General features: G+C 58.0%; 17 protein-coding genes. 8 read left to right on the top strand and 9 right to left on the bottom strand.

The window, feature by feature from the left end:
• Positions 1-16 precede the first annotated feature (16 nt).
• From FZZ88_RS00495 to FZZ88_RS00475, 5 genes are all read left to right on the top strand, one after another.
• Positions 17-1,096, top strand: a complete 1,080-nt coding sequence (locus tag FZZ88_RS00495; RefSeq protein WP_166017719.1) for a DUF4912 domain-containing protein — start codon at positions 17-19, stop codon at positions 1,094-1,096.
• Complete coding sequence (locus FZZ88_RS00490; RefSeq protein WP_115022537.1) at positions 1,087-1,293, top strand: hypothetical protein; 207 nt, start codon at positions 1,087-1,089, stop codon at positions 1,291-1,293. Before FZZ88_RS00495 ends, FZZ88_RS00490 begins: the two co-directional genes overlap by 10 nt.
• 40 nt (positions 1,294-1,333) lie before the next feature.
• Entirely contained in the window at positions 1,334-2,734 is a 1,401-nt protein-coding gene (locus FZZ88_RS00485; RefSeq protein ID WP_166017718.1) for a phosphatidylserine/phosphatidylglycerophosphate/cardiolipin synthase family protein, read from the top strand.
• A gap of 46 nt (positions 2,735-2,780) precedes the next feature.
• Positions 2,781-4,820 (top strand): tetratricopeptide repeat protein, encoded by a 2,040-nt coding sequence (locus FZZ88_RS00480; protein ID WP_226423717.1) that lies wholly within the window; start codon positions 2,781-2,783, stop codon positions 4,818-4,820.
• A gap of 227 nt (positions 4,821-5,047) precedes the next feature.
• Entirely contained in the window at positions 5,048-5,419 is a 372-nt protein-coding gene (locus FZZ88_RS00475; RefSeq protein ID WP_166017717.1) for a hypothetical protein, read from the top strand.
• Between the two features lie 49 nt (positions 5,420-5,468).
• Here FZZ88_RS00475 and FZZ88_RS00470 read toward each other — a convergent pair whose 3' ends face one another.
• Positions 5,469-5,672 (bottom strand): hypothetical protein, encoded by a 204-nt coding sequence (locus tag FZZ88_RS00470; protein WP_166017716.1) that lies wholly within the window; start codon positions 5,670-5,672, stop codon positions 5,469-5,471.
• A gap of 17 nt (positions 5,673-5,689) precedes the next feature.
• On the bottom strand, positions 5,690-6,040 hold the full coding sequence (locus FZZ88_RS00465; protein ID WP_166017715.1) for a hypothetical protein: 351 nt from the start codon (positions 6,038-6,040) through the stop codon (positions 5,690-5,692).
• A 112-nt stretch (positions 6,041-6,152) separates the two neighbouring features.
• Between FZZ88_RS00465 and FZZ88_RS00460 the strand changes: the two genes are divergently transcribed.
• Positions 6,153-7,811, top strand: a complete 1,659-nt coding sequence (locus FZZ88_RS00460; RefSeq protein ID WP_166017714.1) for an alpha-D-glucose phosphate-specific phosphoglucomutase — start codon at positions 6,153-6,155, stop codon at positions 7,809-7,811.
• Between the two features lie 93 nt (positions 7,812-7,904).
• Here the strand turns inward: FZZ88_RS00460 and FZZ88_RS00455 are convergent, their stop codons facing one another.
• From FZZ88_RS00455 to FZZ88_RS00445, 3 genes are read right to left on the bottom strand one after another with little or no spacing between them, the layout of a single operon-like run.
• Positions 7,905-8,198, bottom strand: a complete 294-nt coding sequence (locus tag FZZ88_RS00455) for a hypothetical protein (protein WP_166017713.1) — start codon at positions 8,196-8,198, stop codon at positions 7,905-7,907.
• On the bottom strand, positions 8,198-11,629 hold the full coding sequence (locus tag FZZ88_RS00450; RefSeq protein ID WP_166017712.1) for an efflux RND transporter permease subunit: 3,432 nt from the start codon (positions 11,627-11,629) through the stop codon (positions 8,198-8,200). Before FZZ88_RS00450 ends, FZZ88_RS00455 begins: the two co-directional genes overlap by 1 nt.
• A 9-nt stretch (positions 11,630-11,638) precedes the next feature.
• Positions 11,639-12,712 (bottom strand): efflux RND transporter periplasmic adaptor subunit, encoded by a 1,074-nt coding sequence (locus FZZ88_RS00445; RefSeq protein WP_166017711.1) that lies wholly within the window; start codon positions 12,710-12,712, stop codon positions 11,639-11,641.
• A gap of 156 nt (positions 12,713-12,868) precedes the next feature.
• Here FZZ88_RS00445 and FZZ88_RS00440 point away from each other — a divergent pair, with 156 nt between their 5' ends.
• Positions 12,869-15,034, top strand: coding sequence for an AAA family ATPase (locus FZZ88_RS00440; RefSeq protein WP_166017710.1), 2,166 nt, complete (start codon positions 12,869-12,871; stop codon positions 15,032-15,034).
• Between the two features lie 48 nt (positions 15,035-15,082).
• Here the strand turns inward: FZZ88_RS00440 and FZZ88_RS00435 are convergent, their stop codons facing one another.
• Both FZZ88_RS00435 and FZZ88_RS00430 read right to left on the bottom strand, forming a co-directional pair.
• Entirely contained in the window at positions 15,083-15,724 is a 642-nt protein-coding gene (locus FZZ88_RS00435; protein WP_226423716.1) for an alpha/beta hydrolase, read from the bottom strand.
• Positions 15,725-15,909: 185 nt separating this feature from the next.
• Positions 15,910-16,407, bottom strand: a complete 498-nt coding sequence (locus tag FZZ88_RS00430; RefSeq protein WP_166017708.1) for a thymidylate synthase — start codon at positions 16,405-16,407, stop codon at positions 15,910-15,912.
• 108 nt (positions 16,408-16,515) lie between these two features.
• Here FZZ88_RS00430 and bcp point away from each other — a divergent pair, with 108 nt between their 5' ends.
• Positions 16,516-16,983, top strand: a complete 468-nt coding sequence (gene bcp, locus FZZ88_RS00425) for a thioredoxin-dependent thiol peroxidase (RefSeq protein WP_166017707.1) — start codon at positions 16,516-16,518, stop codon at positions 16,981-16,983.
• Here the strand turns inward: bcp and FZZ88_RS00420 are convergent.
• Positions 16,961-17,686: a type III pantothenate kinase gene (locus FZZ88_RS00420; protein ID WP_166017706.1), complete on the bottom strand. Its 726-nt coding sequence runs from the start codon at positions 17,684-17,686 to the stop codon at positions 16,961-16,963. The genes bcp and FZZ88_RS00420 overlap by 23 nt on opposite strands.
• Positions 17,687-18,454: a phosphoadenylyl-sulfate reductase gene (locus tag FZZ88_RS00415; RefSeq protein ID WP_166017705.1), complete on the bottom strand. Its 768-nt coding sequence runs from the start codon at positions 18,452-18,454 to the stop codon at positions 17,687-17,689.
• Positions 18,455-18,516 lie beyond the last annotated feature (62 nt).

The following is an 18,516-nucleotide window of genomic DNA, read 5'->3' as shown; positions in this document are numbered from 1 at the left end:
CCTGGAGTTTTTAGACGTGTCTCAAACACTGTCATCACTGGCACGTCTCACCCTTCGTCAACTGCGTCAGATCGCCAGTGATCTGGGAGTGCCGCTCTACAGCCGCAAGAGCAAAGAGACACTTGTCGACGAAGTTGCCCAGCGTCAGCAAAAGCGCGGTGGAGACCTGAAAGCCATCGAAGCGGAGCTCAACGCACCGGCCGTGAGCACGAGCGACACCCGCGTTGTGTTTCTGCCCCGTGATCCCCAATGGGCCTACGTGTTCTGGGAAATCTCGGAAGCCGATCGCAAGGTTGCCCAGAAGGATGGAGCCAGCCGTCTTTGCCTCCGCCTGTCTGACGTCACCGGCATGCAGGACGGCAACGCACATCCACATACTCTCCAGGAAGTGCCGGTCGACAGCCACAGCACCGAGTGGTACCTGCCTGTACCTCTCTGCGACCGGGATTACCGCGTCGAACTGGGTTACCGCATTGGCACGACCTGGATGTCTCTGGCCTTCTCTTCGGTGGCGCGCGTGCCTGCTCTCCACCCCAGCGAACAGATTCTTGACCAGTTCGTTCCCTTCAGCCTCGATGCTGCCCCAGCAGCACCAGCAACAACGACGACTCCCGTCTCACCAAGTGAGTCAAGCAACAGTGGGCTACACGAGCGGCTCTACCAAAGCGCGACTGTTCAATTCCGCCGGCGCCGGGTCGGCTCCGAAGAATTCCAGGAAGGTTTCGATACCTCTGGCGAAAGCACCGGGTTGAACGACTCTGGTGTTGGTCTCTGGGCCAGCGGCCGCAACGAGTCCGGCCTGGGTGGCGTGGCACCTCGCCAACGCTCCTTCTGGCTGGTGGCCGACGCCGAACTGATCGTGTACGGCGCCACCGACCCTTCGGCCCGCCTCACCATCGGAGGCGAGGAGGTTCCTCTCTCCACCGATGGCACCTTCCGGATTCAGGTCCCCTTCCGGGATGGCGAACAGATGTATGCCATCGAGGCCACAGCCTCTGATGGAGAGCAGAAGCGCAACATCACGCTCAATTTCAAGCGTGAGACCCCTGAAGACAACAGCAACCCCGCCAGCGAAGCTCGCGCCGAGTGGTTCTGAATCCTTCTGATCCCAAAGCTCCAGCCTCCCTGCGCTGGTTCGTGGCCATCACCCCCCTCGCGGGGGCGATGGTTTTCCCATTGGTCGTGCCCTTGGTCATGACACGGGTGAGTATCGGAGCAGGTGTTGGTGTGGCCCTCGTACTGAGTGGCATCTGGTTTGTTGCGATGCTGAAGACATCGGAGATGCCCCACTAAAACCAGGGGAACTCTGATCAAGACAAAGGGCTTGATCGGGATGCTGAAGAGCAAGTTGGCATTGATGGCAGCGGCTCTTCTCTGCAGTGGCTGCAGCCAGGCGGGGTCGGTTGTGGGCGAAAGCCCAGCGGCTCTTGCACTGCCCAACAAGATCGATGTGGTCTTTAACCACAACGCCACATCGCGCTACAGATCACCCCTGACTGGGGCCTGGCGCAATGGTGACGACCTGGAGCAATGGCTGATTACAGCCATTGATGCCTCCAACCAGGAGGTGCTGGTGGCCGTTCAAGAGCTCAGCCTGCCAAGGATTGCCCAAGCACTGATCGCGGCGAAACAACGCGGTGTTCTTGTTCAGGTGATCCTTGAGAACAACTACAGCACCGCCTGGAGCGAACAACGGCCGAGCCGATTGAACCAGCGCGAACGGAAGCGTTGGCATCAGTTAAACCAGCTGGCTGATAGCGATGGGGATGGGACCACCAGCCCGGAAGAAGCCTTCCAAGGAGATGCCGTGGCCTTACTCAAAGCGGCGCATATTCCACTGCTTGACGACACAGAAGACGGCAGCAGCGGTAGCGGCCTAATGCACCACAAGTTTCTGGTGATCGACCAAACATCGGTGATCACCGGAAGTGCCAATCTCACCAGTTCCGGCCTGCACGGCGATTCGGGCAAACCATCCAGCCGCGGCAATGTGAATCACCTGCTTCGGTTCAACAGCCCTGGGCTGGCATCTGTGTTCAGCCAGGAATTCGCCCGGATGTGGGGAGATGGACCGGGCGGCGAGAACGACAGTCGCTTTGGCCTGCAGAAAGCAAGCGAGGGCTCTCAAACCGTGCGGGTCGGCAACACCCAGGTGGACGTGCTGTTCTCACCTCATCCCAAAAGAAATCAGGGGCACGGGCTCAACCTGCTGGCGAAGCAGTTGAACAAGGCAAGACAACGCGTCGACATGGCCCTGTTTGTGTTCTCCGCACAGCAATTAACGAACGTGCTGCGGGAACAGATCAAACAAGGCGTAGAGATCAGGCTGGTCGCAGATCCTGGTTTTGCCAGCCGCCCTTTCTCTGAAGTTCTCGATCTGCTGGGCGTCACCCTTCCGGATCACACCTGCAAGGTGGAAGCGAGCAACCAGCCGCTGGATCAAGCCCTTGAAGGCATCGGCACCCCGCGCCTCGCCCGCGGCGACAAGCTCCACCACAAGTTCGCCGTGATCGATAACAAAACAGTTATCACAGGTTCGTTCAATTGGTCGCCCTCTGCGGCACACACCAACGACGAAACCTTGCTGGTGATTCACTCAGCCCAACTCGCCAAACACTTCAACCGAGAGATGGATCGCCTCTGGAACACCGCCGAACTGGGAATCACACCGCACCTCCAACGCAAACTTGATCGTCAAAAAATCCGATGCGGAGATGGGGCAATGAGAAGGTGAAAAGCACTGGCTTAGCTCTAAACTCAAACAAGTGCAAAGAAATGAAGTGGCTGGATTTGGAGGAGCAGCAGATGGAAAAGCAAGTAAATCCTCAAAAAAGCCGCAGCTAAATTTTCAGAAATGGTTCAACCAAGCCATTTATTTTCACAAAACAGGCCGGCTCAGGGAAGCCGAGTCGATCTACAAGAAAATGATCGCCGCAGGAACATCCGACCCTGCGGTATTTTGCAATCTTGGTATCCTTTGCAAGAACAGCGGCAGAATCGAAGAAGCCCTTGAAAACTATGAACAAGCCTTAGATTTCGAACCGGACGACCCCCAGATCTACAGCAATATCGGAAATTTATACCGGGGCATTGGAAAACTTGATCAAGCACTTCAATTCACACTGAAGTCACTCGATCTTGACCACGACTCATCAACTATTCAGATGAATCTGGGCTGCATTTACCGAGACCTCGGAAAAACAGACGAAGCCTTAATAGCCACAGTCAAGGCCATCGAGTTCGATGAAGGCAACATCGAAGCGCTGCAGAACCTGAAAAGCCTTGCCAGCGACATCAAGATCAACGCATTAAACAGACACTACGCCACAAAAGCCTACGAAATACTGATCAATCGTGATGACTTTTCCCACCGCAAACTGTGCCCACTGTTCGTTCAAGACCACCTTGAAGACATCCAAACAGCCGCCAAATCAGCCCCCATCATCTCAGACCAAAATCAAGCTTTTCATCGCCTTGCATCAGACTGGAGATTCAGAAAATCGCTGGCATTACTGATACCACCCCATCAGGAGATTGAGGAATTCCTCACTCGCCTAAGAAAGGAATTCCTGGTACACATCAAAACCAACAGCTCCATACCCCCACAACTCAAACCCCTCCTAGAGGCGCTAGCCACACAATGCTTCCTCAATGAATACGTCTATTGGCAGTCAGAGAGTGAACAACAATGGATCAATGATCTGATCTCTTACACGAAGAACAACACAGAGGTGGTCAATGAATATTTGCCCATGATAGGCTGCTATATACCAATCCATGTCATCACCAATCAAGGGGAAATAAGTAGGTATCCCATCAACAGCGAGGAGAGCAAAGCCTTCATCGACACACAATTCAAAGAGGTTCAGAAAGAGGAGGCTATCAAAGCCCGCCTCAGCTACAGCGAAGAAATAAACGATGAGGTCTCACGTGTAGTGCAGCAAATGTACGAAGAAAATCCCTACCCGCGATACCAATATGCAGACCACACGCCTCCCCATTTCGCAAAACAAACGATTGAGTTCATATCCCTCGAAACAACAATTTCAAACCCCTTATTCACGAATGAGCTCTCATCACCCAACTCCAACCCAAAGATTCTGATCGCCGGATGCGGAACGGGAAACCAAATCATCAATGCCAGCCGCTATAAAAATGCGCAAATCACTGCCATTGATATCAGTAACAACAGCCTGGCCTACGCAACAAGGAAATCACAGGCGTACCAAATGAACAATATTCGGCTTCAACAACTCGACATTCTGGACGCCAATCAGCTTCAGGATGTCTATGACGTGATTGAGTGCAGCGGAGTCCTGCATCACATGCAAGACCCCGCTAAGGGGCTAGCAGCACTCAACAGCAAGCTCAAACCAGGCGGCTATATCAAGATTGGCCTGTACAGCAAACTTTCCAGACAGAAAGTCTCAGCCGCACGAGAGTTAATCTCAAAACTGAGCATTCAAAGCACGCCGAAAGGCATCAGAGATTTTCGCAAGCAAGTCTTTGACGACGATCAGCACGAGCTAAAAGATCTATCCATTCTTGCGAATGACTTCTATTCACTCTCCGAGTGTCGCGACCTTTGCTTTCACGTTCAGGAGCATCAGTTCACCACCGAGACTCTGGAAAAACTTTTAGAAGCCGAAAAATTAGTGTTTTGTGGATTCATGCTTCCGGAAGAAATCAAGAGGGCTTACCAGAGTCGTTTTCCAGAGGACAGGAATGGCACTTCACTGAGTAATTGGGGAGATTTTGAGAAAGACAATCCATCAACTTTTCAAAGCATGTATCAATTCTGGGCATACAAGCCTCTCTAGACATCTTTTGACGGAGATGATCACATCAAGCCCACCAAGAAATATCCAAACAAGTAATCAACAAAAGAGATTTTATCATCATCCACGAGCAAAGCAAATTGATCTCCCCCGCAACAAAAATTGGAGTCAGCGAAGGCTTACAAAATCAAGACATGACCAAATACTCTGTTGCCCTATTGTCAATAAATCTTGGCTTCAACTGCGCAAAAGCACGCCAGAATGATCACATGACTTCGAAAATCACACGCATCCTGCTGCTCCTCGCCATGGCCAGCCCCGCAATTGCGGCAGAGCCCTATGAGCCATGGCCCAGCAAGGACCAGTTGAGAGGTATCGAACATGCTGCCTACGCCTGTTCCCGCGACAACTCAACAGAAGCCTGCTCGCGCGTTCGGCAGCTGGCTGATCCTCTAATGGATAGTCAAAGGCTGCCTGGGCTTTGCAAAGACGTGCTGTGGACGTTGATGGACGAAGCCAAGGTCGCCAGCAGCAATGACTTCCGACGCAAAGACGCCATCACCAACACGGCACGGCGCATCCCAAAGGTCTGTGCCGAACCGGTCAAGAAAAAGGAAAAGCCCAAAGCACGTCAGGCCTAAGCCTCTCTAAGGCTCAATCAAAGTCAAAGCTGAACCGCTGACCTTGCATTTACGTGGGCACTTCTCCTCGAATGGCATCCAGGAGCGCCACACTCACGTCGGGGTGCTTCTTGATCTGGTCGACAAACATCTGCACGTCGGCAGCAGTGAAACCTTGACTGGAGATTCGGGAGTCCACCTTTTTGCGGAACGACTCCAGAAGACTTTGTTGATCAGCTTCGAGAGGCTTGGAACCGGGATGGGTGACATCCATCGAGGAAACAGAGGCAATCAGTCGGATATCGCCGAATCGTCGAGCAAATCAAGCAACGTCTCAGATGTAGCGAGCATCTCCCCCATGCTGAGTTCGCTTTCCTGACCGGCTAGTTCGGAGGCCAACTCACACGCCTTGGAGGAGTGGCCTGAGACATCACAACTGTTGGACAACTGCACGATGGCGTTGGAAAGCTTGCCGCGCAGGCATTCTTCCGAACCTGACTGGTTGATTACAGCATTGGCTGCCGTGACCGCCTCTTGAGACGCCTCAGGCAAAGGCTGGGCCCGCTTCCAACTTTGCGATGCACCCACAGAAGGGGACACGCAAGCGGTGCTGACGATCAACAGCAGCAGAAGGCGATGCATGGTCGTCGGCATTGGTGCGTGGCAAAGGGTAGCGATATCAACTGGTCGCGCCCATGGCATCGCAACTGGATTTCCATGTTTAGGTTCCGCATAAAGCCCCCCATCCGACGTGATGACCACCTCGGCCCCTGCGGAACCGACCCAACACCAGGTGCGCCTGGATGCCCCCTTCACCGACCAGAAGCCAGGAACCTCGGGCCTGCGTAAGAGCAGCAGCCAGTTCGAGGAGCCTCATTACCTAGAGAGCTTCATCGAGGCGTCGTTCCGCACTCTGCCGGGCGTGCAAGGAGGGACCCTGGTGCTGGGAGGCGATGGGCGTTACGGCAACCGCAGGGCCATTGATGTGATCCTGCGGATGGGCGCCGCCCATGGTCTGAGCAAGGTGATCGTCACCACTGGCGGCATCCTTTCCACGCCTGCCGCTTCCAACCTGATCCGGCAGCGCCAGGCCATCGGCGGCATCATCCTTTCCGCAAGCCACAACCCCGGCGGTCCAGACGGCGATTTCGGAGTGAAGGTCAACGGAGCCAACGGTGGACCCACCCCCGCCTCCTTCACCGATGCGGTCTACGAGTGCACCAAGACCCTGAAGCAATACTCGATCGTTGAGGCCTCAGCGATCCCCCTGGATGCACCCGGTCTGCACAGCATCGGTGCCATGCAGGTGGAGGTGATCGACGGCGTCGACGATTTCGTCACGCTGATGCAGGAGCTGTTCAACTTCGATCAAATCCGCGATCTGATCAGCAGCGACTTCCCGCTGGCCTTTGACGCCATGCATGCCGTCACCGGGCCCTATGCCACCCGCTTGTTCGAAGGGCTTCTCGGTGCACCGGCGGGGAGCGTGCGCAACGGCACACCCCTGGAAGACTTCGGCAACGGTCACCCCGACCCCAACCTCACCTACGCCCACGAGCTGGCTGAACTGCTGCTCGAAAGTGACGACTACCGCTTCGGCGGCGCCTGCGACGGCGATGGCGATCGCAACATGATCCTGGGCCAGCGCTGCTTTGTGAACCCCAGCGACAGTCTCGCCGTACTCACGGCCAACGCCACATCAGCTCCGGCCTATGCCAACGGCCTGGCCGGTGTGGCCCGCTCCATGCCCACAAGCGCTGCGGTGGACGTGGTGGCCAAAGAGCTGGGCATTGACTGCTTCGAAACCCCCACCGGCTGGAAATTCTTCGGCAACCTTCTGGACGCCGGAAAGATCACCCTTTGTGGTGAAGAGAGCTTTGGCACTGGCAGCAACCACGTCCGCGAAAAAGACGGGCTCTGGGCGGTGCTGTTCTGGCTGCAGATCCTGGCCGAACGCCGCTGCAGCGTCGCCGAGATCATGGCGGAACACTGGAATCGCTTCGGGCGCCACTACTACTCGCGTCACGACTACGAAGCCGTCGCCAGCGACGCCGCCCACGGTCTGTACGACCGCCTGGAGGCCATGTTGCCGAGCCTGATCGGCCAATCCTTTGCCGGACGCGTCATCAGCGAAGCGGACAACTTCAGCTACACCGACCCCGTGGATGGTTCCGTGACCACGGGTCAGGGCCTGCGCATCCTGTTGGACGACGGCAGCCGGGTGGTGGTTCGTTTGTCGGGCACAGGCACCAAAGGAGCCACGATCCGGATCTACCTAGAGAGCTATGTGCCCAGCAGTGGCGACCTCAACCAGAACCCCCAGGTCGCCCTCGCCGACATGATCAGTGCGATCAACGACCTGGCCGAGATCAAGCAACGCACGGGGATGGATGCCCCCACGGTGATCACATGAGGCAGGTAAACACTTGAAGCTTGCGATCACCTGAAGCGGCTCAACCAAAAAGCCACCCAGCGGGTGGCTTTTTTTATGGCTTTTATTGATTCCTCAGCGACGACGACCACGATGGGAGTTGTAATGCCGGTAGGCCGGATCGGTGGCATCTTCCTGCAGCTGACGCATCGTCTCGATCGCAAAACCACCCAAGCCTCCTGAGGTGATCACCATCAAATAGAAGAGACGCAAGCGCCCAACATCGATCTCGGCCGGGCTGTTTTCGATCAGCACCTTGAGGAAATAGGCAACAGCCAAACCAAGGCCAGCGCCAATGGCCACAGCAATCAAGACGCGCATGCCACTGAAGGACTTGCGCTGATTCACCTCAGGCTTCGGCTCGGACATCAGCTTGGTTGCGGGGTGGGAGTAGCGCCATCCTCAGGAGGCTTGGCTTCGTCTTGTCCCAACAAGGTCTTCATCACCACGTAGAAGACAGGAACCACCAGGGTTGAGAGGAAGGTGGCCACCAGCAGACCCCCGAACACCACCAAACCCAGGGACGACTGACTCTGGGCACCAGCACCACTGGCCAACATCAACGGCAAGAAACCGGTGAGGGAGGAGATCGCCGTCATCAGAATGGGCCGCAAGCGCGACTTGGCCGAGAACGTGGCAGCTTCCAGGGCGGAGGCTCCTTCTCCCATCTTCTGGTTAGCCAAGTCGACAATCAGAATCGCGTTGCCGCCTGCAAGACCAATCAACATCACCAGTCCCACCTGGGCATAGATGTTGAGCACCTGACCGGCCGCCCCTAGGAACACAAGCGCTCCCAGCAGGGCCGTGGGCACCGTCAGCAAGATGATGATCGGATCGGTGTAGCTCTCGTACTGGGCGGAGAGCACAAGGAACACAGCCAGGATGCCCAGGGCGAAGATCACAACGGCCAGGGATCCGGCCTTCACTTCCTCTCGGGAGATTCCGGTCCAGTCGAAGCCGAGGCCTTGGTAACTACCCGTGTTGAAGATCTGCTTCATCGCCCCGATCGCCTGACCCGAGCTATTGCCCTCCTTGGGGGTGCCGTCAATCTTGATCGAGCGGTAGAGGTTGAAGTGAGGAATGACGCTCGGGCCCACCGTCTGCTTCACCGTGAAGAATTCCGAGAGTGGAATCTGTTCACCCTGGGCATTGGCGACGTAGATGGCTGACAGCCGCTGTGGGGTGGCCCGGCTCACCTCATCCGCCTGCACATAAACCCGCCGCACCTTGCCTTCCTGGAAGGTGTCGTTCACGTAGGCACCACCGAAGTTGACACTGAAGGCCGACATGGCTGAACCGAAGTCGACACCGAGGGAGGCCATCTGCTCCCGGTCAACATCGATCTTGTATTGCGGAGCCTGCGGCGAGAACAACGAATAGACCTGATTCAGGACGGGATCGGTGTTCGCCGTCTGAATGATCTGCTGGGCAGACCCGAAAAATTCATTCAGCGAATACACACCGCTGCTTTGGTCAAGCAGCTGGAACTCGAAGCCGCCACCGGTGCCGTAGCCGGGAATCGACGGGGGTTCGACCACAAACACCCGACCGCCATCAATAGCGCCGTACAACTTGGCGTTGAGGCGCTTCACCACAGCACCCACGGTGTGGTCATTACCGGGACGTTCATCCCAATGCTTCATGCCAATGAAGAACAGACCCTTGTTGGGGGCGTTGCCATCGAGGCTGGCGCCACTGAACAGAGCAGCCGATGAGATGTCGTCTTCCGAACGCATCACTTCGGCCACCTCACGGTTGATCTCCAGGGTTTTCGCGTTGGAGACCCCATCAGGAGCCTGCACGAAACCGATGGCGTAGCCCTGGTCTTCAATCGGCACAAAACCACCAGGGATGCGGGTGAAGGCAAAACCGGTGAGCAGGATGCCGGCAGCCAGAGCCGCCATCACAATCGGACGAGCCTTCAGCACGCCATCGAGGATCGTGGCGTAGCGCTTCTCAAAGCCGCCGTAGAGGCGATTGAAGTTGGTGAAGATCAGGGGAACGAAGTAGCCGACACCGCCACCGATGGCGGTGAACAACACCACAGGGATCGGATTGGTGAAGATCACCCCGGTGGTGATCACGCCCACTGCAGCGCCACCAGCGGTGAAGGGAAGACGCAGGGGCAGACCGGTGATCCTGCCGGCGATGAAGCCGATCACGGCACCGATCACCGTGGGAATCAGGGCGGCGGCGGCTCCATTGCCAGCACTGAGAAGGCCGTAGATGAAACCAAGGACAACACCGGCCGTGGCGTACTGATTGCGGCTGAGCTCCTTGGTCTCGCGAGACAGCAGCAGGGCCGAGAGCATCGGCGAGAACGTCAGCGCGTTGAAGGTGGAGATGCCGATCGAAAAGAGGATCGTGGCGGCGAACTGCTTGTAGATCGTGCCGGTAGCACCGGGGAAAAACAGCACCGGCAGGAACACCGCCATCTTCACTAGGGAAGTGGCGATCACAGCCCCAAACAGCTCATCCATGGTTTCCATGGCGGCCTGCACGGAGGTCATGCCCTCAGCCTTCTTGGCTGAGGTGTCTTCCACCACCGTGATGGCATCGTCAACCACAAGGCCGGTCGCCAGCACCAAACCAAACAGTGTGAGCTGGTTGAGCGAGAAACCGAAGGCCAGCACCAAAGCGAAGGTGCCGATCAACGCCACTGGAATCGCAATGGCGGGAACAAGCGTGGCCTTCCAGTTCTGAAGGAACAGGAACAGAATCAGCACCACCAGAATCACCGCATCCCGCAGGGAGTTGGTCACACCTTTGATCGACTGGTTGATGAAGTCGGTGGTGTCGTAGATCTTCTGCACCCCGAGGCCGACCGGCAGGGTTTTCTCGAACTCACCGAGCACGTCCTTGACGCCGTTGGAGACCTCAATGGCGTTACTGCCGGAGAGCTGGTAGATGGCAATACCCACCGAAGGCGTGCCGTTGAGATCCATGGCATCGATGCCGTAGGTCTCACCTCCGAGCTCCACCCGGCCCACATCCTTGAGCCGCACCAGACCACCGGCATCGGTGGTTCTCAGAATGATGTTCTCAAATTCCTGGGTGCTGGTCAGACGTCCCTGCAGCTGAACGGTGAAGGTGAACTCCTGACCTTCAGGAGCAGGGGCACCGCCAATCTGGCCAGCAGGCACCAGACGGTTCTGACTGCGCAGCTGATTGACCACATCTGTGGCCGAGAGATTATTGGCCGTCAGTTTCTCCGGATCCAGCCAGAGCCGGAAGGCGATCTTTCTGTTGCCGAAGTAAGTGACGTCGCCGACGCCCTTCACCCGCTTGACGTTGTCGGTGAGGTTCTTATCGAGATATCCACTGATCGTCTCCACCGAGTATTCGGTCTTGGAGGGGTCTTCGTTGACGAAGTTGTAGACGAGCAGAATCGAGTTGGAGGCCTTGTTGACCGTCACACCCGACTTGCGCACCTCCTCGGGCAACTGCGGCTCCGCCAGGGAGACGCGGTTCTGAACATTCACCTGGTTGATGTTGCCGTCGGTGCCGCTTGCAAATGACACCGAGATCGAACTCACACCATCCGACGAGCTGTTGGAGGTGATGAAGTCCATGTTCTCCACCCCATTGATCTGCTGCTCGAGAACGGAGGTCACCCCCTGCTCAACAGCAACCGCATCTGCGCCCACGTAGGTGGACTGCACCTTCACCGTTGGCGGAGCAATGTCTGGAAGGTTTTCGATCGGAAGGATCGGAATCGCGATCAAACCGACGATCACAATCAAAAGGCTGCAGACCGTGCTGAGAACAGGCCTGGTAATGAAGTTATTGGATGCAGACATCGTTCAACCTCAGTTCGCCTTGGCGGGTTGCACCTGCACGGGCATGCCGTGTTTCAGGTTGAGCAGATTGGTGGTGACCACCATCTGGTTGGCTTCAAGGCCTTTGGTGATCGGGTAGAGCTGGTTCTCCAATTCGCCCACCGTGACCGGCGTTTGCAGGGCGAACTTGGCGTCAGCGGGCAGCTTGCCGGCCTTGATTCCCTTCTCCAGGGTTTCAATATCAGCCTTGCCGGGGTTCTCCTTGAGCTCCTCAAACGTGCCGAGGCGGAACACGAAGCTCTGGCCTGACGTCTGGGTAACGGCTGCAAAAGGAACGGCAAGTTCTTCTTCAGCCTTGATCTGGACCCGGGTGCGAAGACGTTGACCATCCCGCAGTTTTCCATCCTCATTTGGGAAGACCGCCTTCACCAGCAATCCCTGGGTCTGCTTATTAACTCGGGGGTCGATCGAGCCCACCTCTCCGGTAGCAAGCAGGTCGTAACTACCCGGCGCACTGAGCAGCACCGGCTGCCCAAGGGCCAGACGAGAGGAGAAGACTGCGGGCACCTCGACCCGTGCTTCGAGTTCGTTGTTTTGCACCAGGCTGGTGAACACCTGGCCTTGCTGAATCACATCGCCAACCTTCACGTTCACATCAGCGACCGTGCCAGCAGAAGGAGAAGTCAAGTTGTTGTAATCAAGCTCGGCCTTCGCCGAGATGTACTGGGTGCGATAACGATCCAATTCCTTCTGTGATGCAGCTCCTGTCTCAGTCAAATATTTGTAGCGCTCGTAGTTGGCTCTAGCGGTTTCGGCTTTGGCCTTTTTCTCGACTTGATCAAGCACCACCAGCAATTCACCGGCTTCGACTTCATCACCCTGGCGAATCTTCAACTCAAGGATTCGACCTCCCGACTGGGCGGCGAGCTCGACAAGATTGCTGGCTTCCAACGTGCTGACGGTGTCGACACCCTCAGTGAATTCAGCCATCTGGGTCGAGACGGCCTGCACCTTCGGCGGCGGCGGCTTCGGTGCTTCGCTCTTGCAGGAACTGACCGTGATCAGGGCGGCGAGGGTGAGCAGGAGTCGCTGCGGATGACGCACGGCAAAAAGGCTTTCTCGGATTATGCAGCGTTCCTGAGAGCCTGGCCGCACAGGGTTTGCACCTCTGGGAACCGACACGCCCAAAAACGTTCGATTCGGACCAGTTCCAGCGCCGATTGAGAACGTCAGGGACACTGGGTCAACGCCGATTGTCCGTTGGGTCAGGACCTCTTCGCTTTTCACGGTGAGCAGCAACGGCGGCGGCTGGCCCCCCTGGCTGACCGGATGCGCCCTCGCACGCTGGAGGAATTTGAGGGCCAGAGTGGGATCTTGGCGGACGGACGGCTACTGCGTCGCGCCATCAAGGCCGATCGGGTTGGCAACCTGATCCTGCATGGACCGCCAGGGGTCGGCAAAACCACCCTGGCGCGGATCATTGCCAACCACACCCGCGCTCACTTCAGCAGCCTCAATGCCGTTCTCGCAGGCGTAAAGGACCTGCGGATCGAGGTGGATGCTGCACGCCAACGGCTGGAACGGCATGGATTGCGCACGATCCTGTTCATCGATGAGGTGCACCGCTTCAACAGTGCCCAGCAGGATGCGCTGTTGCCATGGGTGGAGAACGGAACCGTCACCCTGATCGGTGCCACCACGGAGAACCCCTATTTCGAAGTCAACAAAGCGCTGGTAAGCCGTTCCCGGCTGTTTCGTCTGTTGCCACTGGAGCCGAAGGATTTGCAGCGGCTGCTACAACGCGCCCTTGCTGATGGGGAACGGGGTTACGGCGACCGGTCGATCGTCATCAGCAGCGATGCCACCGACCACCTCGTGGACGTGGCGGGTGGTGACGCCCGCAGCCTTCTCAATGCCCTTGAACTGGCGGTGGAAAGTTCGGAGCCCGATGGCGAGGGGGTGATTCAGATCAATCTGGCCATCGCCGAGGAATCGATCCAACAGCGGGCGGTCCTCTATGACAAGCACGGCGATGCCCACTACGACACCATCAGCGCCTTCATCAAATCGCTGCGGGGCTCAGATGCCGATGCGGCGATGTTCTGGCTGGCGCGCATGGTGGAGGCCGGCGAGAACCCGCGCTTCATTTTCCGCCGGATGCTGATCGCGGCGGGGGAAGACATCGGCCTAGCCGACCCGCAGGCCATTGTTGTGGTGGAAGCCTGTGCCGCTGCCTTCGAACGGGTGGGACTGCCGGAAGGGCTGTATCCGCTAGCCCAGGCCGCCCTTTACCTGGCGGGTACCGAAAAGAGCAACAGCGTTCTGGGCTTCTTTGATGCCCTGAAAACGGTCCGCGCCGCCCGTCAGCAGGACGTGCCCGGGCACTTGCGCGATGCCAACCGAGACGGAGCCGCCTTTGGCGACGGCGCGGGCTACCGCTACCCCCACGCCTATGCCGAACACTGGGTGGAACAGCAATACCTCCCCTCTGCACTGCAAGGGGAAGTGTTCTGGCAACCCGGCCAACTGGGATGGGAAGGGGAACGGCGAGAAAGGATGGCAGAACGCCGGGCAGCCCAACTCGCCGCGGCCGCGGAACTGGCGGCCGACCAGCCCTTGCTGCTCAGCAGCGGACCCGACCGTCCCGGTGTGGACCGCTGGGTGCAACGCCAACTCGGCCAAGAGGGGGAACGCCTTCAGCGGCTGCGCGAGCGACTCTGGCGAGACATCCCCTGGACCCGCAGGGATCGAGTGCTGCTTTTGGGGATGCGTTCGCTGATCTGGGCTATCGATCCCTTGCGGGCCACCCCGGAAGGTGGCGTGACCGTGCTTTGCGACAACGAAGCGGATCGCAACCGATTGGAAGCGCAGCTGGATCTGCTCGAACCGGAGCATCGACCCCAACTGCTGACCGACAACCTCGACACCCTGTCTTCGACCCAAGCCTTCGACTGGATCGGAGGACGGCTCGCCGCAGCAGACCTGCAAAAGCAGAACTGGACGGCGCTACTGGATGCGATCAACCGGCATTCCCTCCCGACGACGGGCTTACGGCTGCTGCTCAGTCGCGCCGAACTGGGTCCCGCCGGTGCTCTGCAGCAGAACGGGGGCGCAGAGGAGCTCTTAGGCCCTGTTGTGGCCCAGGAACAACGCTGGCTCGAGCTCCAACAGCGCCCTGAAGAGCTCTTGGCAAACGCGGGCTGGCAGCTCAGTTGTGACGATTGGCTGGAACCCCTAACCCTGCCGGGGGGAAAAGAGCTGGCCGACCGATGGCTGGCCGAGGGGTCGCCTTACCGGCAGGCCATGGGAGAAATCAAAACCGAGGTGCTGGCGGAATTGCGCCGGACGTTGAATGGCCTGGGCGACGGCGGCCTGCGGCTGCCCATGCGCCATCAACTGATCAAAGGCAACCAAATCAAGCCATAAAAAAACCCCGGCCGAGGCCGGGGCGATGACACAGGGCTCAGGGCCTGATCACCAGAGGGGACGGGCAGGAGCGACGTAAGCGGAACGAGCAGCGGGCTCGGGCAGCACGGAGTTGGCCTGCACGCAAGCGGGCAGGAAGACGTACCAGGACAGCAGGGAGGTGCACTGGGCGTCGCCTTCGCACTTGTCGGGGGCACAGACGTTCTGGATGCCGTCGTAGGTGCCGCAGGTGTCAGCCAGGCGGAAGTCCACGGGCAGCTCAGCCATGATGCTGGCGGAGGAGATTTCGCCGTCGATGGAGTCGGCGATGATCGCGGAACGCAGGGCCACCACGGAGGTGGACTTCATCTTCCAGTAAGGGAAGTAGGAACGGGTCTGATCCTTCAGGAACTTGACGCCGTCGTCGGAGTACAGGAAGCGGGACACACCGACGATGTCGACGGCATAGGTCTTGGTCATGCCTTCCTGGATTTCTTCGGCAGTCCAACCGGAGTTGTTGATGCCGGCATCCAGAGCACGGTCGGTGACTTCACCGGTGGTCAGGAAGGTCTTGAACTCAGAAGAGGTGGTGGTCCACACAGCACCGCCGGTGTTCCAGCGGACGGGACGCTTGGTGCCTGCTTCAGCAGGAACTGCCAAAGCGGCGAGGGAGGCGCCGGCCAGAAGGCCAGCGGCGAGACGAGAAAACACGGACGACAAAGAGAGCACGTCACTAAAAAAATAGCTCCCAAAAGAAAAATCGCCAACAAGAACAAGCCTCTGAAAAGGCCAGCACCACACGAATAATCAGAATTTCGCGAGAACAGTCTCGCGAGACTCAATATTTCAGGTCGATTTGTGCCTTTTCCCTGCCAAACGAAAGCAGAAATCTCTGGTCAATTCAAGTGAATCCTTTGCCATCCGTCCGGGCAGCGGTCTTCATGCACCAGACCCACGCCATCCCGGTCACCGCGGCAGTGACGCATCCGAAGGCGACCGCCCCAGCGCTCCACCTCGGCCAGGTAAGCCTCCGTGCCGTGATGAGGCTGAATCCACAGCCGGGTTCGAACGGCATCACGATCGACCGTTGCCATCAGCTGTGGACCGGCAGAAAGACCCAGATCCTGCAAGGAGCCTGCGAATTCACCCCAGTAGTGGCGTGTCATCTGAGCACGGGTGAAATCCATAAGCAGTGTTTCGGCTTCACTGCGTTGATGCAAAGTGATTTCGCGCTGCAACAACCTTCGGCTGAGGTTCACCTGCGACGGCCGTGGAACGGCTTGATCCAAGGAGAGACCATGACGAGGGGCGACGAGCGCACTCACCCCGATGGCCAACAGACCGAGAGCAGCCAGGGAACGTCCGATTTGATTGGTTCGGGTCCGCGACTCCATGGCCGACCAACTGCAAGTTGGTCGCAACGTAGGCAGCACAAACAGTCTTGTCCTGAACCGGGCTTGTCCTGAACGCCGTACGCTGCCGCCACTGCCAAAGCACAGTCTGTGAGCCTGCAAATCGGCGACGCCGCCCCTGACTTCACCCTTCCCGATCAAAACGGTGAATCCGTCAGCCTCGCTTCACTGCGGGGACAGAAAGTTGTTCTGTACTTCTATCCAAAGGACGACACCCCTGGATGCACCAAAGAAGCCTGCAATTTCCGCGATCGCTGGGATCAACTGAAGGCCAACAACATCACTGTTCTAGGCATCAGCAAGGACGGAGCCACCTCCCACGGCAAATTCATCAGCAAACACGAGCTCCCCTTCACGCTGCTCACCGATGTGGAGCCCTGTGCGGTAGCCAGCCTCTATGACAGCTACGGGCTGAAGAAGTTCATGGGGCGCGAATACATGGGAATGATGCGCCACACCTTCTTGATTGATGAAGAGGGAAAACTCGAGCGGATTTATCTCAAGGTGAAAGCGGCCACCATGGCCGACACACTGATCAGCGATCTCGGCCTGAGCTGAGCCCAGCATCCAAATTCAGCAGCGCTTGCAGCTGAAGATCGGGCTCCACCTGCAGCAATTCCGTTGCACATGTCCAGTGCGTCTTGATCAGCTCAGCGTCACCACCGCAGATCCAAAGCAACCCTTGCGAGTGTTGCTGGGCCGCCGCAATGGCAGCCAGCAACCCTTGCAACACACCCTGCTGCATGGCCGCCACCGTTTCTTGGGGAAAGATGTCTTGTGGGGAGGCCTCTTGAGGACGCTCCAGCGTTGATGGAAGGCCAACAGTTCCCTCCGCCATGGCCCTGAGCTGCAGGCGATATCCCGGTAGCAACTGCCCTCCTAAAAAACAGCCATCCGGACCAACCTTGGTGACGCTCAAGACGGTGCCGGCATCCACCAGAAGCAAGCCCCTGGAACAGTCGAGCTTTCGCTCCTGACTGCAGCGCCAGGCCATCCAGGCCCCGAGGGCTCGATCCACACCCAACCAAGGTGGCGCCTTCGGCAATGGAACATCCTCCAGACGAATGCGCAGGTGCTGGTGGTGCCTGAGCTGCTCGGGCACCGGACCTACCGCTGCCCAGATCGGAGGATCTGTGCCGATTCGACCAGGGTCTGGATCACCGTGATCAATACGAACGCCCTGCTCAGTCCGCTGGGCCCAATGCCAGCGACTGTTGCCAATCAGCAGAACGCGGCCGCTACTCCGTTCAAACGCCTTCACTCAGATGCCTTCACCCATCAACCCTTCAACAGCGTCCTGGGGGAGATGAATTCCACACTCCTGCTTTAGCCCCCCAAATCGGGTGTCGCGGCCACTCAGGTCTCCCACATCAGGGCCACTGGAATGCCAGTCCCCCACTGTGGAATAGCCCTGCTCGAACAACGGATGCTGAGGGAGATTGTTTGATTGCATGTAGTAGTAGACGTCGCGCTGGGTCCACTCGAGGAGTGGTCTTAATGACCAGCGCTCCCGAATCGGGTCCAAGGCCGTCATCGAGCGACGGTGATCGGTCTGACCACGCCGCACGCCGCTGGCCCAGCAGCGCGTATCGAGGTCATTGAGCGCTTGCTCCAGAGGTTCCACCTTGCGGATCCGGTGATAGGTCTCCAGGTCTTCGACACGGCCAGACTCCCAGAGCTGACCATGCAGGGCCTCCATTCGAGCCGGGGACATCTCGCTCTGACGAACCACCAGACGAATCTTGAGCTGATCGGTGAGTTGGTCGGCGTAGGAGTAAGTCTCCGGGGGCAAATAACCGGTATCAATCCAGATCACCGGAACAGCGTCACCTCCGGGAAGTGTGCTCAGCATGTGCAGGAGCACAGCCGATTGAATGCCAAAACTGGTCGTCAGAGCAAATCGGGCGCCGAATTGATCCAGCCCCCAGGCCAGACGCTCCTGCGGCTCCATGGTCTCAAGCAGCTTGCGCCCATCGCGCAAGTCGTTTTGCACCGCCATGGGCACCATTGCGTCGGGGGCCTCCGTCATCACGCCATCCTCCCCTGTCGTGGGACCGGCTGTGCTTCCTATCGTTCTCAAACCAGCGGTTT

The organism is Synechococcus sp. PH41509 (genome assembly GCF_020514285.1).
Taxonomy (GTDB): Bacteria; Cyanobacteriota; Cyanobacteriia; order PCC-6307; family Cyanobiaceae; genus Parasynechococcus.
Note: the sequence above shows the minus strand (reverse complement) of the source record. Positions and strands in the feature narration are given on the sequence as shown.

Excerpts from the sequence above, each read along its gene's own strand:
- FZZ88_RS00485 (WP_166017718.1), top strand. The coding sequence starts at position 1,334 with ATGCTGAAGAGCAAGTTGGCATTGATGGCAGCGGCTCTTCTCTGCAGT.
- FZZ88_RS00475 (WP_166017717.1), top strand. The coding sequence starts at position 5,048 with ATGACTTCGAAAATCACACGCATCCTGCTGCTCCTCGCCATGGCCAGC.
- FZZ88_RS00470 (WP_166017716.1), bottom strand. The coding sequence starts at position 5,672 with ATGGATGTCACCCATCCCGGTTCCAAGCCTCTCGAAGCTGATCAACAA.
- FZZ88_RS00465 (WP_166017715.1), bottom strand. The coding sequence starts at position 6,040 with ATGCATCGCCTTCTGCTGCTGTTGATCGTCAGCACCGCTTGCGTGTCC.
- FZZ88_RS00460 (WP_166017714.1), top strand. The coding sequence starts at position 6,153 with ATGACCACCTCGGCCCCTGCGGAACCGACCCAACACCAGGTGCGCCTG.
- FZZ88_RS00455 (WP_166017713.1), bottom strand. The coding sequence starts at position 8,198 with ATGTCCGAGCCGAAGCCTGAGGTGAATCAGCGCAAGTCCTTCAGTGGC.
- FZZ88_RS00450 (WP_166017712.1), bottom strand. The coding sequence starts at position 11,629 with ATGTCTGCATCCAATAACTTCATTACCAGGCCTGTTCTCAGCACGGTC.
- FZZ88_RS00430 (WP_166017708.1), bottom strand. The coding sequence starts at position 16,407 with ATGGAGTCGCGGACCCGAACCAATCAAATCGGACGTTCCCTGGCTGCT.
- FZZ88_RS00415 (WP_166017705.1), bottom strand. The coding sequence starts at position 18,454 with ATGACGGAGGCCCCCGACGCAATGGTGCCCATGGCGGTGCAAAACGAC.